Origin of the sequence: Azospirillum canadense, from assembly GCF_025961225.1 — a bacterium.
GTDB lineage: Bacteria > Pseudomonadota > Alphaproteobacteria > Azospirillales > Azospirillaceae > Azospirillum > Azospirillum canadense.
Genome location: NZ_JAOQNG010000006.1, coordinates 168,406 through 184,134, shown reverse-complemented (window position 1 = coordinate 184,134; position 15,729 = coordinate 168,406). Strand labels below are relative to the sequence as shown.

Genomic DNA, 15,729 nt, shown 5'->3' with positions numbered 1-15,729 from the left:
AAGACCGCATCGACCTCTGCTGCCCTGCCCATGACATAGGTCCCGCTTCGTGACCGCCGCTCCCAGATGCGAGGGATGGAGGACGAAAGAGGATTGATCCAACGCCCGACGTGAGTTCGTGGTCTGGACAGACACTTTTGATTCCGCTGATTTTTCGGCAGCTTCCGGCGGGCGGATTTCGGGCGTGTGTCTAGCAGTCCGTTGAGAAACTGAAGCTTGGCTGAAGCGTTACCCGTCTGTCGTGTGTGGATGGGGAGGCGCGGCATGGCGATGGGGCGATTGAGCAATCGCCGGACCTCCGGTGGGACGGGCAGCCGCTTGGCGGTGGCGCTCGCTCCGCGGCATGCTTTCTACGATCACTGCAACGAGGTGCTGGCGGCGGCGGAGTTCGACGAAACGGTCGAGATGCTCTGCCAGCCCTACTACGCCGACGGGGTCGGCCGCCCGTCGATCCCGCCCGGGCGCTACTTCCGCATGCTCTTCGTTGGCCAGTTCGAGGGGCTGGCGTCGGAACGCGAGATCGCCTGGCGTTGCGCCGCCTCACTGTCGCTGCACCGCTTCTTGCGGCTGGGCACGGACGAGGCGGCGCCCGACCATACGACGCTGAGCCTGACGCGCTCGCGCCTGCCGCTGGAGATCCATCATGCCGTCTTCGGCCTCATCCTGGAGATCGCCGACAAGCACGATCTGATGAAAGGCAAGCGGCTGGGCATCGACGCCTCCACCCAAGCAGCCAACGCCGCGCTGCGCCGTCTGGTGCGCCGCGACACCGGTGAGGATTACCGGCGGATGCTGGAGCGCCTGGCCCGGGAGAGCGGCATCGCGACGCCGACGACGGAGGACCTCATCCGCCTCGATCGCACCCGCAAGGGCAAGTGCCTGTCCAACGCCGACTGGGCGTCGCCGACCGACCCTGAGGCCCGCATCGCCAAGATGAAGGACGGCACCACGCACCTCGCTTACAAGCCGGAGCATGCGGTCGATCTCGACAGCGGGGTGATCGTCGCGGCCAAGATCCATGCCGCCGACCACGGCGACACGCGCACACTGGCGGGCACGCTGGAGCAGGCCGAAGTCATGCTCGGCCTGCTCGACGCCGCGCCCAGTCCGAAGCGGCCAAGCGAGGTCGTGGCCGACAAAGGCTACCATTCGCGCGAGGTGCTCAAAGGGCTGGAGGACAGCGCCTGGAAAAGCCGGATCGCGGAGAAGCGGAGCACGGACTTTGCCCGCTGGCATGGCGACACGGCGCGCCGTCTACAACAATCGCGCCCGGCTGCTGAGCGGCGTCGCCCACCACGCCTTCAAGCTGCGCGCCGAGAAGGTGGAGCGCAGCTTCGCGCTCATCCTGGACATCGGCGGTCTGCGCCGGACCTGGCTGCGCGGTGTGGCCAACGTGGAAAAACGCTACTCGCTTCAGGTCGCCGCCGACAATCTCGGATTGGTGATCCGGCGCCGCTTCGGGGTTGGCACGCCACGGCAGGCGACAATGGCCTTTTGGCTCATCCTTCGCGAGTCTTGGGCCGGTGGGTGTGCGATCTGCGCGATTCTGCTCATCCAAGCACCAGACGCCACGCGCTCCGACGAACCAGTCCAGATCGTGGCGGCCTTCCTCGGTACTTTCTCAATCTAAGGTCGGTAAATCGACGGGCTGCTAGGGATTTCCTGAGGGGGCGTCGGTGACGCTCAGAATATACGTTGGGAAAGATCAGGCTGAAAACGCGGCCTCCAGCAGGAGATTGGCTGAACGAATTGGATTCGTTAGGACAGCCCCAAAATGCACAGGAACACCATCCCCCACAGCGTTACGCTGAGGGCCACGATGACGGTGACGCAGGTCGGCGCTCGCAGCGGCTCCGATGATCGGGAGGCGTCGCTGGTCACAATCCTGGCCGCAAGATCATTCATCAAGGGATAGCTCCTGGGGACGCATGCCGTCACTACGGTAAATGCGCCAGCCAGACCTGTTGTTCACGGAACAAATGAGGAAGGCAGATAGAGGTGCCCCGATTTCACTGTTACGGAGGCGCCGGACACGCGTGCGCGGGGGTGTCACTTTCTCGTCAGCAGAACGGCTTTGACGTACCGCACGAGCTCGACCGCGCGAGCAAGATAGGCCCTCGGCAGAAGAAGGAGATCAACCATGGCGTCCGTGGGCTGGGCAAGGCGGGGCTTATGGCTGCTCTCGCCAGCCATAAAGTCGTAGAGCGTGTCGCCACGGGCAAGCGCGTTCTCAATGGCCAGATAGTGGCTGACCATGCCTGGCTTTAGGCGATTGTCGGTGGGGAAGTGGAAGCCGCTTTGGTAATTGTATACCCGGCCCTTCCAAGCGAAGTTGTAAAGATAGCCGATAATCTCTGTTCCGGCTGAGACACGGCACAGGCGCACAGCACCTGTGGGCACGCCTCGGGCGATCAGGCGCCGATGGAAAGCGTCTATCGCCGGCATGGTGAAGGCGCCTGGCCAGCCACGCGCGACCCAGCGGGCAGTGTGCCACGCCTTCAGCGCTTCGTAGAAAGCCATCGCCTCCGCGACGGTTTGGGCCTCGTATAGAGTTGGCGCGCCCCGCTCGGCGTACAGCCGCAGCGACCGCCGTAGGGCGGCACGCGTGTTGGTGCCAAGCGTCGCCAGGTAGGCCGGTCCGGCGCCGTGCCAGAACGGGCGAAGATCAACCTGGTAGACGACCACCGTCCGGCGCGTCACCGCACCACCCCCAACACCAACGGTGGCGGCGCTCATGGCGCGGGCCATCGGTTCGGTCAAGTTGGATAGCCGCACCGCCCGCGCTGGACCGATCCAGCGCAGCAAGCAGGACAAGCACGTGCTCAACGCCGCTCCAGTCCAGTGACGGTCGGTGAGGAGGCCGTTGTATTCGATGGTTAGGCCATCGTATCCGGTGTCGCCCGTTTCATGCAGGAAGAGCTGGCGGCCCGCCAGCCCTCCCCCTCGCTTCGGCAGGAACAGGCCCAGCGCAACGGTTCGCCCACCCACCGCACCCCGTAGGACCAGCGGTGTGGTGTCGGTTGGCAAGCCTTCCAGCCACGTCCCGATCCACAGCCACGACAGAAAGAACGAGCCGTTCGCCCGTTCCTCCAAGTCGCGCCATTCGCGTTCCAGGGCCGCGACATCCCGCAAGGGGGTGATGGTTGGCTCAACGCGTTCCGGCCGCACCGTGTCCAGAGTGGACAGGGTGAAAACGCCCGGTGCCGGCTCAAAAGGTGTGGGAAGCAGGGTCAATCTCCGATTTTGGCCAGCAGAACGCGCGCCTCATCCCGTTCGGCAAAGGGCGTTTCCGAGGCCAGAATGGCTTTCAGCACCGTACGCGCCTCTCCCTTCCTCCCTGCCATTTCCAGAGCGGTGGCCAGATGGTACTGGATTTCCGGCCGCTTTGGTGCAGCCATGGCGGCGCGGCGCAACAGGTCCAGCCCCTCGTCCAGCTTGCCAGAGTTGGCGATGATCCAGCCCGCGGTGTCGGTGATGTCGACCGACGTGGGCGCGAGCGCCAAGGCTTGGCGCGCCACGCTTTGAGCGTCGGGATCCTTCAGCTTGAATTTCGCCCACGCCAAGTTGTTGAGGAGCATCGCCTCGTCCGGCGCTTGACGGACCAATTGCTCGTAATGAGTCACGGCCGTCCGGAAGTCGCCCTCAGCGATTGCCTGTTCGGCGAGGGCGGTGCGCACCGGGGCGTCGGCCGGCCGCACCTTCAGCCAGTCGGTCAGCTCGGCCCTCCCCTGGACCAGATCACCATCGGCCCGGCGCACGTTGAAGCGGGCCAGCTGCAGCGCGGGATCGGGCGTCCGCGCCAAGGCCTGGCTCAGAAAGGCGGCCGCCTCCTTGCGCTTGCCGGTGGAAGCCAGAACCTCTGCTTCCAGAATTGCCGCGGTGACCGGAGCGGCCAGCGCCATGCGCCGGGCCACCGCCAGAGCCTCTTCCGCCCGACCGGCTTTCAGTTCCAGTTCGACAAGGCCCCTCGCCGCCGGCGCGTTTTTCGCATCGACACGCAGCACATCGGCGAATGCAGCGCGCGCCTCGTCCGTCCGTTTCAGGCGGGCAGCCAGACGGGCGAGCAACAGACGAGACCGGAGGTCGGTGCCATCGAGGGCGCTCCAGGCCCGCGCTGCGTCCAACGCGCGCTCTTCAGCCCCGGCCTCGGCTAAGCCGCGCACAACCATGTCCAGCGCCGCCGCATCGCGCGGGTAGCGCGCCCGCACCCCGTCCAGCAGGGCGATGGCGTCAATCTTGCGGTTGTCGGCCAGATACTGGGTGGCGAGGATGATCGACAGATCGCGGGTCGTGGTGGCGGTTCCGGTGGGGCCCGCGACCGCACGCTCAAGCTGGGTGATGGCCTCCGCTCTCCGGCCCTGGTCCACCAGGAATTGGGTGTAAAGCCGAACCATCATCTCCGTGTTTGGGGCCCTCACGTCCGGATCGGCGGCGAGCCGCTCCTTCAGAAAGGCTTCCGCTTCACCGGGCTTGCCCAAGCGGACATAGGCGCGGACCAGATTGGAGGTAGCCGGCGGTGAACCGGGCGAGAGCTGGAACGCGCGCTTAAAGCTCTCGACCGCCGCCGACACGTCACCCTGCGCCATCTGAACCGAGGCCAGCAGAGTGACGGCCTCGGCGCTGTCGGGCGCTGCGGTGGTCAGAGCGCGGGCTTTCTCCAACGCCGCCTTGTAGTGGTGCGAGACCAGCAGGTCATTGACCAGCAGCGTGTCGAGTGCGTTGGGAACGGTCTTGTCACCGTCGGAAGACGCCGTCCCGGACACCGATGCGAATTCCAGCACCGACAATGCCTGGCGCGCTTCCGTCGCCAATTGGCCTGGCCGTTGCGTCAGAGATCGGAACTCGGTGGCGGCTTTGCCGTGGTCACCGGCTTGCAAATAAGCGCTCGCGAGTTGCCGCCGCAGCGCAGCGTCGTCCGGTGCCACCTCCAGCATGGCGGTCAGCAGGTCGATGGCCCCCTGGTAATTGCCGATCGTGAGCCGGAGCGTGGCGACGAGCCGGCGAATGTCCTGACGCCACGGGTTGGAGCTGATGAAGCGCGACAGCAGGATTTCCGCCTGCGCGGTTTGGCCGCGCTGCGCCTTGATCAAGCCGCCGATCAGCTCCGCGTGGGCATTGCCCCGCAACTGGCTCTCGGCCGAGCCATACAAGCGCTCGGCCTCCTCGAGGTTGCCCCGGGAGAAGGCCCGCGCCGCCTGCAAAAGAGCCGTCAGGGGGCTCTTGGGCGCGAGGGCGACGACACGCTGCACGTCACCGTCGGCCTCGTCTTGCCGACCGGTCTGGATCAGCATCATGGCACGAACCAGCGGCAGGCGCGCGTCTTTGGGGGCCGCCTTGCCGCCCTCCTCCAGAACGCCAAGCCCGCCGGGAACATCACCACTTCGGAACAGCAGGTCGCTCTTCAGCAACCAGGCGTCGGCCAAGCTGGAATCGCTGGCCAGCGCCATGTCCAGGTGCTTGGCGGCAGCGTCCCGGCGGTCGCGCAGAAGGTCCACGCGCGCGGTTTCCAGATAGGTGTCAGCGTTTGGGGCCAGCCGGATCGCTTCTGTCAGCATCGGCTCAGCCTCGTCCACGCGCTTCAGCCCGACCAGGGCTTGGGCGCGCACGGTCAGCTTCCCGCCCCGCAGAGCGTCCGTGGAGGCGTCCATGCCGACGACGGTCAACGCCTCCTCCAGCTTGCCCTCGCGGACCAGCACACGGCCAAGCGCAATCTCCGTGCGCTCGGTGCGCCGCAGTTCCAGGGCGCGGCGCAGTTCCTTCTCGGCGGTCGCCAAATCGCCCTGCCGCACGCCCAGCTCGCCCAGCAGCTCGCGCGCCTCCGCGAAGTCAGGGTCGCGCTGCAGCGCGTTGCGAAGTTGGATGACAGCGGCGTTGACGTTGCCTTCCTTCAGCTGGCTTCCGGCGTCGATGAAGAACTTCTCCGCCGCTGTGTCGCGCGCGGCGTGAGCAGCGCCGGGATCCCCCGCGGCGGCCAAGGCGATCAGGGCGGCCCCCAAGCCGGCCCGCGCCAGTGAGGTGTGCTTCATGCTGCAGCTCCTTGGGTGACTCGGGTGGCGTCCTTGGGAGCCTCCGCGTCGGCCTGGTCGACGCCGTGCTCCTTGAGCAGGCTGTAAATGGTCGGGCGGCTGATCCCCAAGAGCTTGGCCGCTTCCGATAGATTGCCGCGCGCCATCAGCAGGGCATCCTGGAGTGCCGCGCGCTCCGCCGCGTCGCGCGCCGCGCGCAGCGTGCGCGGCCCTGACTCGGCCGTGGGCGCCATGGCGAGGCCCAAATCTTCGGCGGTGATGCCGGTGCCGTCGGCGAGGACGACGGCCCGCTGCATGCGGTTTTCCAACTCTCGTACGTTGCCGGGCCAGGCGTGGCGGCGCAACGCCGCGACGGCATCCGGCGTAAAGCGCAGGCGCGGGCGGCCCTGTTCGCGGCAAAACCGCTCGGTGAAGTAGTTGGCGAGCACGATCGGGTCGTCGTCGCGCTCGCGCAGGGGCGGGATGTGCACGCCGATGCCCAGCAAACGGAAATACAGGTCCTCTCGGAACTGCCCCTGTTTGATGGCCGCCTCCAGGTCGCGATTGGTGGCGGAGATGACGCGCACGTCCACCGCGATGGACTCGCGCCCTCCCAGCCGCTCGATCCGCCGATCCTGAAGGAAGCGCAGCAACTTTGCCTGGATCGACGCCGGCATATCCCCGATCTCGTCCAGGAACAAGGTGCCGCCGCTGGCCAGCTCGACCTTGCCCTTGACCTGCCGGACCGCGCCGGTGAAAGCGCCCCTCTCGTGACCGAACAGCTCCGATTCCAGCAGAGTCTCGGGAATGGCCGCACAGTTCAGCGCAATGAAGGGTTTGCGCGTGCGCCGGCTCAGTTCGTGCGTGGCGCGGGCGAACAGCTCCTTGCCGGTGCCGCTCTCGCCCAGGAGAAGCACGTTGACGTCGGTGGGGGCCACCTTCTCCACCGTGCGGCAAGCCTGGCGCATGGCGGCGCTCGCCGTCACGATCCCGGACAGACCGGAGCGGCTGACGGCGCGCAGCGCGCGGTTTTCCTCTTCCAGCCGATGGACGTGGAAGGCCCGTTGCACGATCAGCGACAGCGTTTCGCTTTCGATGGGCTTCTGATAAAAATCGTAGGCCCCCATGCCCACGGCGGCTATGGCGTTGGCGCGGTCCCCGTTGCCGGACACCATGATGACCTTGGTTTCTGGCGCGCGGGCCAGGATTTCCTCCAGTGTGCGCAGCCCTTCTGTGGCGCCATCGGGATCGGGGGGCAGGCCGAGGTCGAGCGTCACCACGGCCGGCTTGTGCCGCTCGACCATCTCCAGCGCCGCGGCGCGGCAGTGCGCGGTCACCACCCGGTACGGCTTGAACAGCCAACGCAGGCCGGTGACGATGCCCGGATCGTCATCGACGATCAGCAACACTCCGGGTTCGGCGCTCGTCGGATCGCAGCTGTTGGTCATGGATCGTCTCTTGGGTGGTTGCGGCAGAGGACAAGGAGAGGGAAGCGTCGCAAGCGAGCGGCAGTTCGATCCGGATCGTCGTGCCGGCGCCCGGCCGGCTGTCGATGATGAGGCGGCCGCCGGCTTGCTCCACCAGGTCACGGCTCTGATACAGCCCAATACCGTAGCCGCCGAGCTTGCCGGACTGGAACGGCGTGGCCAGACGGCTGCGGACAAAGGTGTCGCTCATGCCCGGGCCATCGTCGCGGATCTCCAGAAGAGCGTGGTCGCCGGCGCGCGCGCAGCGGATGCGCACCGGCACGGTCGGTCCCGCCGCCTCGAACGCGTTCTGCACCAGGTTCTCCAGAACCGCGGAGAAGCCCAACGGCTCCACAGCAACGGGCAGGCCCGCGTCCAGGCCAGTGATGGTCACGGTGGGGAACAGCGCCCGCTTGATGTCGATGGTGCCGCGCACGAGGGCCGCAAGGTCCACCGGTTCGGCTGCCCGACCAGTTCCACTGCGCTGCTCATTCAACCGTTGCAGCATCCGCTGCATCTTCTCAGCGCTGTGCCGAACGATGGCGATCAGGTCGCGGCGGAATTCCGGGTCATCGGCGTGCTGGTCGGCCTGTTGTGTGATCAGGTGCAACTGGCTGACCAAGTTCTTCAGATCGTGGGCGATGAACGTGACGCCCTTGGTGACCTGCTCAAACCGGCGCGCCTCGCCGAGGGCCTGAGTCGTCTGCTGCTCGGCGATGTAGCCGCCAAGCTGCACGCACAGCACCGCCAGAAGCTCCTCGTCTTCCCAGGTGAGGCGGCGCGGCACACGCGGGCGGCCGAGCAACACGGCCCCCAGAACCGTCTCCCCGACGGCCAGCGGCACCACCAGCCAAGGCCGATCCACGGCTTCCAAATGCGGCACCCCGTCACCGCTCAGGGCCGACACCTCCAGAGCTTTGCACTCGCCCTTCACCCGCGCGGCCACCGCTTCGGGCAGCGAGACCATGCCGGCCGCGCTCGGCCAGTTCCAGCGCTGGACCAACGCGAACACATCGCCGCGACTGCGCAGGAACAGGGCGCCGGAGGTGCATTCGAAAATGTCGGCGACGGCGCGGATGGCCCGTTCATGGAGGTCATCACGGTCCGCGGAGGAGGCGCTCATCGTGGCGATGAAGCGCAGCCATTCGCGGCGGTAATCGTGCATCAGCGGCAGGTAATTGCGGCAAATGGTCAGCCGCAGCCACACCCGCACCTGACGGGACGCCAGGACCGTTGCCAGCAGCAGCAGGGCACCGAACAGCAGCGCAACTTGCAACGCCGGTCCCCAGGCCAGACCAGTCTCCCGCAGCAGATAGCCGAACACGGCCATGCACATCAGGTAGACGCCGCTGCCGAGGAGCATGGTGGAATGAACGATCAGCGCCGGGCTGGCGGCCGCGCGCCCGGTCACGCCCTGTCGCTTCAGGCGCGGCAGTGACACCAGGACCAACGGCACCGACGCCCCATCCACCAACGGTCGCGCCGTCCACAGCACGGGGTCCACGGCGGGCAACATCAACACCTGGGCGGAAAAGAACAGGTCGTAGCAAAGAATGCCCCCAACACCAATCAGCAGGTGCTTGCAGGCCCACCGCACGGCTTCGCCGGACTGGCGGAACACGTTGTCCACGATCAGCAGCCCGATGACGTCCAGCACAAGACGGATCATGACGTCCACCTTGATGCCAGCCAGCCGGCTAACGGCCAAATCAGCGATCGTCAAGTCGGCCGAGGATACAGTGGCGGCGGGAAGATTGGTGGAGATCATCTGCCCCGCCACCTGGATCGCCACCTGCGCCATGGTGAGGACAGCCACGGCCAGCACCAGCGGGTGCCAATAACGCGCGCGCCCTCTGGTGTCGTGCAGCCGCCACAACAGAGACAGCAGCACAAGTGTCCAGCCGGCCATGCGCAACGGATCGGCCAGCAGCGTGATCCACAAAGCCGGCTCTCCGAGCAACGGCATCAAAGCCGCCGCCGCCGCCCAAACCCCGCCGACCACGGCCGTGGTGAAAAGCCAGCCGGTTCCCCTGATGCCGCCCGTTGCCGTTGCGAGCATCAGCAAAGCATAGACCAGGAACGCGATGACGTCGCCGAAGTCCATGATGGTGCCGTCAGCCGGTCGATGCGGCGTCGGCAGCATCCCCCTGCCCTGGCCATGGGGTTCGCGCTCCTGTCCCCGGTGTTTCTCCCGCCTGAACAATTCGGGTGAACAGGTCAATCTGGTCGCGCGTCGTCTGGTCCCAGGAGAAGCGCTCGGCATAAGCGCGCGTGGCGGCACGACCCGGATGCGTTTGCGCAAGCTGCTCGAGCGCCTCGACCACCGCGTCGGCCGAGCGGTCGCGCATCAACACGCCGGCCTCGGGGCCACTGACGACCTCAGGCGTTCCCCAGACCGCGGTGGCGATCACCGGCGTGCCGCAGGCCATGGCCTCCAGAAGGACGTTGGCCCAGCCCTCACGGCTGGAAGCCAGGACCAGCGCATCGGCGGCGGTGTACAGGGCCGGTAGGGCATCGTGCGACACCGCGCCAAGCAACCGCACGCGTTCGCCAACGCCCAGCCGCTCGGCAAGGGTGGTCAGCATGGCGTGGTCGGGGCCATGGCCAGCGATGATCAGCTCCCAGTCCGGCAGCCGGGTCAGCGCCTCAATGGCGTAGCGGTGCCCCTTGCGCTCGATCAGCTGGCCGACCGACAGCAGCAGCTTGCGCCGCACGCCGAAACGGTTGCGGGCCGCGTCGCGGCCGTCCGGTTCCGGGGCCGGATGGAAGGTCCGCAAATCCACGCCGTTGCGGATGACGCGAATCTTGCCGGGCTCCACCTCCAAATCGATCAGGGCGTCCTTCAGAGCGCTGCACACGGTGATCAGCCCCGCCGCCTGCCGCGCCGCCCATTGGATCTGCCGGCGCGGCAGAGCGTGGCGCGGGATCAGGTTGACGTCGGTGCCACGCGCGGTGATGACCACCGGAACGCCGAGTTTGCGCCCCAGCATCGCCGCCGCCACACCGTCCGGATAGACGTAATGAGCATCGATCAAATCGATCGGCCCTGGCGGGGTCCGCTTGAGCGCGCGCCGCAGCGCGGCATAAAGCAAAGATGGGGCCACGGTCATCCCAACCCGCGGGATTGCCGGATAGCGCGGGTGGCTGACCGCAATGCCGTGCCGGATCTCCGCCGCGGGCACGCGGGCGTGCGTCGCATAATGGCCAAACAGAGGGTTGGCCGAGGGAAACCAGGGGACCGGGGCCACCACCTTTAGGTCCACCGCCCCGCTGGCGGCCAGCGCCCGCAGGCGGTTCTCGACGAAGACACCATGGCTGGGCGTGACGGCGTTGGGATACAGCGTGGTGATGGTTAAAACGCGCAAAGGACGGCCCGTTGCCGAAGACCGGTCTGCCAAAGACCGGGCCGATGTGTCGTTCGTCATGGATGCTCCTCAGCGCCTGGTTTCCATCGCGTGGTCGGTGCGCTGCGATGGGGGCGAAGAACCCTGATGCTTCTGGGCTAAAGGTAACCCTTATTTGAGCAATGTTCTTTGCCTCTTCTGGCAACCGGATGTACCCGAAAATAGTACGCCGGATGACGCCATCCCCCCGGAAGATTATCTGCGGTAATGCTCGATCGGACGTGATGCGTGCGGAGATCCGGGCATGGCCATGACGGTGGTCGGGAATGGAGTAAGGCACGGGGTAACCGGCCGCGGGCCGACCGCCATCGAAAGCGGAAGCGGCGGAGATGGCGCCCCGCGCACCCTGCTGCACATCTTCTCCAGCTTCGGCAGCGGCGGTGCGGCGGTGCGCTTTGTGCGGCTCGCCAACCGCCTCGGCCCTCGTTACCGGCACCGGATTTTGGCGCTCGATCACCGCCGCGACAGCGCCAGCCTGCTGGCGCCGGAGCTTGACGTCGGCTTCCTCGATCTGGAGATGCGCCCCGGCAAGACCGGCGTGGCGGCCAATCTGGCCATCGCACGGCGCGTGCTGAGCCGCCTGCGCCCCGATTTGCTGCTGAGCTACAATTGGGGTGCCGTCGAATGGCCGCTCGCCAACCGTTTGGCGCCGCTCTGCCCCTCGATCCATTTCGAAGACGGGTTTGGCCCGGAGGAGGCCGATGGCCGCCAAATCCGCCGCCGCGTTTGGATGCGCCGGCTGGCTCTGGGCGGCGCACGCGTTGTGGTGCCATCCCGCGCGCTGTGGTCCATCGCCACCGGCGTTTGGCGGCTGCCGACGCCGCGCGTGCTTCACATCCCCAACGGCATCGACGCCGGCGCGGTGACGCCCGTCACCGTGCGTGACGCCCCGCTCTCAGAACTGACTGTTGGCTACGTTGGTGCCTTGCGGGCGGAAAAGAACGTCGCCCGCTTGGTCCGCGCTCTCGCCCTTCTTCCGCCGCAGCGGCGGCCATGGTTGCGCGTGATTGGGGATGGCCCGGAGCGGCCGCATTTGGAGCGTTTGGCGGGTGAGTTGGCGGTGGCGGAGCGCGTTGTCTTCACCGGGCACGTTGCCGACCCCATGCGCCTGCTGGTCGGGTGCGACGTCCTCGCTTTGTCTTCGGACACCGAGCAGATGCCGCTCAGTGTCTTGGAAGGAATGGCCGCCGGGCTGCCCGTGGTCTCCACCGACGTCGGCGATGTGCGCGAGATGGTGGCCGCGGCGAACCAGGCGCTGATTGTGCCGAAGGCCGAGCAGCCGCTGGCGGCGGCCTTGGAGACGGTTCTGGGGGCGCCGGCGTTGCGCCGCGCGCTGGGGCAAGCCAATCGGGCGCGCGTCGAGGCGGTCTACAACGAGGACCACATGGTTGCCACCTACGACCGGCTGTTTGCCGGTGGCGCTCTACCCAGCCATCTGCCGACCTGAGCCACCGCGCCGCCCTGCCATGCTCAATCCGGCGCGCAACGAGCCATACCGTCGCCCCGGCTTATGGTTCGCCGGCGCGGCGGTGGCAACGGTTGTGCTGCTCGCTGTCCCAGCGCTGTCTTTCCGGCTTATCGACGCGTTGCAGAGCGATCCCCCCCTCTCCGCCGCTGATCTTAGCGCGGTGCGGGCGAATGTCATCGTCGTCCTCTCCGCCGGCCGCAATCCGAACGCCCCCGAGTACGAGGCCGGCGTCGCGCCGGACGCGCTCTATTTGGAGCGGCTGCGGTACGGCGCTTTTCTGGCGCGTCGTACCAAATTGCCGGTGCTGGTGTCCGGCGGCTTTGGCAATGGACACGCCCCATCACTGGCCGCTATCGGTGGCGAGGTGTTGAAACACGATTTCCAAATTCCTACCGTGCTTATGGAAGAGCACTCGCGCACGACTGCAGAGAATGCGCAACAATCTTCGGCAATTCTGCAGACAGCCGGCTGGCGGCGGGTGCTTTTGGTGACGCACGCGTGGCACATGCCGCGTGCTAAAGCAGCCTTCGAGGCAGCTGGGCTTGAGGTCGTTCCAGCACCAACGGCCTTTGCGCATTACGGCGACACCCTCAGCTTAGACAGCCTAACCCCCAGCCCGCGCGGCCTTGCCCAGTCATATTATGCATTGCATGAATGGTTGGGCCGTCTTTGGTACGCGTTGCGTTACGGCCATAACTTTTGATACGCGGCCAGGTTCTAACGTGCGCACCTCCGGAGGAGTGTGCCGTGATATCAAAACGGCGATCCGAATGGACCGCCGTTCAGTGCAAGGTCTTTCAGGAGGGTTTAGGTCACCGCTTCAGAGTCTTCCTTGCGCCGACGCAGGAACCCAAGACCAAGAAGGCCTGCGCCAAGCACGGCGAGGCTGGCCGGTTCCGGCACAGGAACCGCCGTCAGAGTAACGTTGGCACCATTCGTGATGCTGCCGGTGCTGTTGAAATACATGTCACCAACATCAAGAACGAACTCCCCTCCAGTGCCAAAGCTAATCGTCACTGGGCTGAAGTCGATATAGTAGTCGGTAACCGGTTTTCCAAACAGAGTGTCACCATTCACGGGGCCAGAAAAAGCGCCAGTCACTGCCACAGATTGAACCAACTGTGAAACCGGGCTGGTGAACGTGAAATTAGCAGTAACGTCGAGGTTATCAAGTTCACTGTTGAGGAAATCAGACGCGCCGCACGCAAAGAAGCCATTGTTAATGCAGGTCTCGTTCAGCGTGGCTCGCCCAAACAAAAATGACTGGGTTTGGTTCAGATCAAGACTGAACGACTGAGGTTGGGTGAAGAGATTTGTGAATGTCACGTCGAGTTGGCCGTTGCTGTTGCCATACCCCGACCCGGTTGTGAAGTACCCGCTGGAAATATTAAAGTTAACAGCTCCTGCAGAGGCGGACGTCGCCACCCCAATCACAGCCAACGCACCAACCGCAGCGGCGACGAACTTGTTGGTCATTTTTATCTCCAGAAAGAGTTTTCCAGCAATGCTGCTGATGAAAGGAATAGTAGCAATATCAATGCCAATCCAAAAATTTGTTGTTTCTCAAGCGTTTGGCGTTATGGGGTGGTTTGAAATGTAAAGTTTATTGAAACGCGCTTCCGGCGCCATTTTCAATTCTGATGCGTGAGTCTACGCAAGAATGGGAATATTTTTACTTACGAATTACCCATTGCGCATATCGGGAGCCAGCCCGTCGCGGTGGGCGATGGCGCCGTTGATCATCGGGCGGCCCTAAACGGCGTATTCTGTCGAATCAATGGCCAGTGCTCCATCCAAACCGCGCAGCGGTTGGCGGATGGAAGGCGGCCGCAATCGTGCTTCCCGCCGCTCCTGCTGTTCGATGCGCGGTCTGATGGTCGGCAACGGAGCGCCACCGCAAGATGGAGCGCGGTCCGTGCCACCGCACCGGGCGAATTCCTGGCGAGGCTCACTTGGAAAGGGGAAGAGGCTGCTCGCGGGCTGCTGTCGTGGCCCCCGCAAGCACCGGCCACGCAATCGTGCCCGTGCTGCGAGGTTGTCCCGGAAAAAGAGTCGGTCTGAGCGGAAGCCCGTTGCGATGGCCGCGTCCGTACCACACGCAGTCAGGGCGCAGCCCTCGCTCTGCTCACCGCCGGCCTGGAATTAAAGCCTGGGAACCAGACTGGGCCGCAAGGCCTGAAACGCCAGAAAAATCTCTAACAAAGCAGCAGTCGGTTGATGTACATGTCAAGATTTTCAGACACAGGTAAGGTCATGGGCCTGTACATGAAGGCATAGATCGGCAAAAGAGAATATTGGATTTGCAGCATGAGGCGCGGCCGGTTGATCGGAACCGCGCCGCAATGGATTCCGTGCACGTCCGCGAGGAAGGTTGTGCCGTGCGGGCCGAGAATGCTTCGCAAGCTGTCTGGGCCATATTGCTGCAGAAGTTCCGCTTGGTTGTACGAACGGGCGAAGATTGAGCCCGGCGTGCGGTGAGAGCCCGCAACGTAGGTGTGTGGACCTGACTCCTCATCCACATCCGTAAGGTAGACAAACAGCTTGAGCGTCCGCCAGTCATCGACATCACGATGGAAACGTTGCACGTCTGTTCCAGGGTGCTCCGTTGGAAACGTCCAACGGATGCCAATGCTCGACAGCGTCGGCTTGCAGCCCAAGTAGGCCTTCGCAATGCTGAGCACCATCGGATGGTTTGCTAGAGCCAAAACGTGCGGACAACGTAGAACGGTCTCCAAAGGGTACGGAGCGACGCATGTTCCGCTGGGTAGGTCTGAGAGAAAGTATTGCTGGCCGTCCGGCCCGAGGACTTCTTTTTTTTGAAGAAATTGTTCGATATCAAAAAGTGCTTTGTCGTCTGCAAGCCGATTGATCACAGCATAGCCATTCCGCTCTATATCGACGACAGTGCTCGTTGGGTATGATTGACTTTTGCTGCCATGCGCTTCCATGGGGTGGAAAGCGTTGACAAACCGCGCAATCGCTTTCGCTATGGCGCTTCGAATGCGCCGCTGTTGAACAAGCCGCTGTGAGTAATACAGAGCGGCGTTCACTGGCGAAAAGCCGGCACCTGGGGTGAGCTTGGCGTATTCTATCATGTGGGGACAATCCAAAGTCTGATATTTAGACCAGATTGCTGCGGCTTACAGGAGCAGCTTTTCTTTATGATGGCGTTTGGGAAAGCGATCCGACTACACCCATGGTGCTGCCAGCGAACGCATTAAGCCATTGTTTTTTGCGATCGACACTAGACTAAAAAGTCGTGTGACGATTCGAGTAGAACCAATATGACGTGGTGCGGAAGACGCCGCTCCTGCTCGCCTAGCCAGGGTGCGGTGGCCGCAGGCGCCAATGTTCACATTGGGGCGGGGCCGTAATACCAAGACTCG

General features: G+C 64.7%; 11 protein-coding genes. 3 read left to right on the top strand and 8 right to left on the bottom strand.

Going from position 1 to position 15,729, the window contains the following annotated elements; all coding sequences use genetic code 11:
• Positions 1–264: 264 nt before the first annotated feature.
• On the top strand, positions 265–1,680 hold the full coding sequence (locus M2351_RS27540; protein ID WP_264659239.1) for a transposase: 1,416 nt from the start codon (positions 265–267) through the stop codon (positions 1,678–1,680).
• Positions 1,681–1,758: 78 nt separating this feature from the next.
• On the opposite strand, the gene M2351_RS27535 is transcribed toward M2351_RS27540, so the two are convergent.
• From M2351_RS27535 to M2351_RS27510, 6 genes are all read right to left on the bottom strand, one after another.
• Positions 1,759–1,905 carry a hypothetical protein gene (locus tag M2351_RS27535; RefSeq protein ID WP_264659238.1) on the bottom strand — a complete coding sequence of 49 codons (147 nt, stop codon included), beginning with the start codon at positions 1,903–1,905 and terminating at the stop codon, positions 1,759–1,761.
• Between the two features lie 144 nt (positions 1,906–2,049).
• Complete coding sequence (locus tag M2351_RS27530) at positions 2,050–3,234, bottom strand: GNAT family N-acetyltransferase (RefSeq protein WP_264659237.1); 1,185 nt, start codon at positions 3,232–3,234, stop codon at positions 2,050–2,052.
• Positions 3,231–5,996: an XrtA/PEP-CTERM system TPR-repeat protein PrsT gene (gene prsT, locus M2351_RS27525; RefSeq protein ID WP_264659236.1), complete on the bottom strand. Its 2,766-nt coding sequence runs from the start codon at positions 5,994–5,996 to the stop codon at positions 3,231–3,233. Before prsT ends, M2351_RS27530 begins: the two co-directional genes overlap by 4 nt.
• A gap of 26 nt (positions 5,997–6,022) precedes the next feature.
• Positions 6,023–7,453 carry a PEP-CTERM-box response regulator transcription factor gene (gene prsR / locus M2351_RS27520; RefSeq protein WP_264659235.1) on the bottom strand — a complete coding sequence of 477 codons (1,431 nt, stop codon included), beginning with the start codon at positions 7,451–7,453 and terminating at the stop codon, positions 6,023–6,025.
• Positions 7,395–9,614, bottom strand: a complete 2,220-nt coding sequence (gene prsK / locus M2351_RS27515) for an XrtA/PEP-CTERM system histidine kinase PrsK (RefSeq protein WP_264659234.1) — start codon at positions 9,612–9,614, stop codon at positions 7,395–7,397. Before prsK ends, prsR begins: the two co-directional genes overlap by 59 nt.
• A complete protein-coding gene (locus M2351_RS27510; protein WP_264659233.1) occupies positions 9,586–10,896 on the bottom strand; it encodes a glycosyltransferase family 4 protein in 1,311 nt (436 codons plus the stop codon). Before M2351_RS27510 ends, prsK begins: the two co-directional genes overlap by 29 nt.
• 223 nt (positions 10,897–11,119) lie before the next feature.
• Here M2351_RS27510 and M2351_RS27505 point away from each other — a divergent pair, with 223 nt between their 5' ends.
• Together M2351_RS27505 and M2351_RS27500 are read left to right on the top strand one after the other, a co-directional pair.
• The gene (locus M2351_RS27505; protein WP_264659232.1) at positions 11,120–12,322 is read left to right on the top strand and encodes a glycosyltransferase family 4 protein; all 1,203 of its coding nucleotides are present in this window, start codon (positions 11,120–11,122) and stop codon (positions 12,320–12,322) included.
• Positions 12,323–12,341: 19 nt separating this feature from the next.
• Positions 12,342–13,046 carry a YdcF family protein gene (locus M2351_RS27500; protein WP_264659231.1) on the top strand — a complete coding sequence of 235 codons (705 nt, stop codon included), beginning with the start codon at positions 12,342–12,344 and terminating at the stop codon, positions 13,044–13,046.
• A 104-nt stretch (positions 13,047–13,150) separates the two neighbouring features.
• Here M2351_RS27500 and M2351_RS27495 read toward each other — a convergent pair whose 3' ends face one another.
• Together M2351_RS27495 and M2351_RS27490 are read right to left on the bottom strand one after the other, a co-directional pair.
• Positions 13,151–13,819 (bottom strand): PEP-CTERM sorting domain-containing protein, encoded by a 669-nt coding sequence (locus M2351_RS27495; RefSeq protein WP_264659230.1) that lies wholly within the window; start codon positions 13,817–13,819, stop codon positions 13,151–13,153.
• Positions 13,820–14,538: 719 nt separating this feature from the next.
• Positions 14,539–15,438, bottom strand: coding sequence for a phytanoyl-CoA dioxygenase family protein (locus M2351_RS27490; RefSeq protein WP_264659229.1), 900 nt, complete (start codon positions 15,436–15,438; stop codon positions 14,539–14,541).
• Positions 15,439–15,729 lie beyond the last annotated feature (291 nt).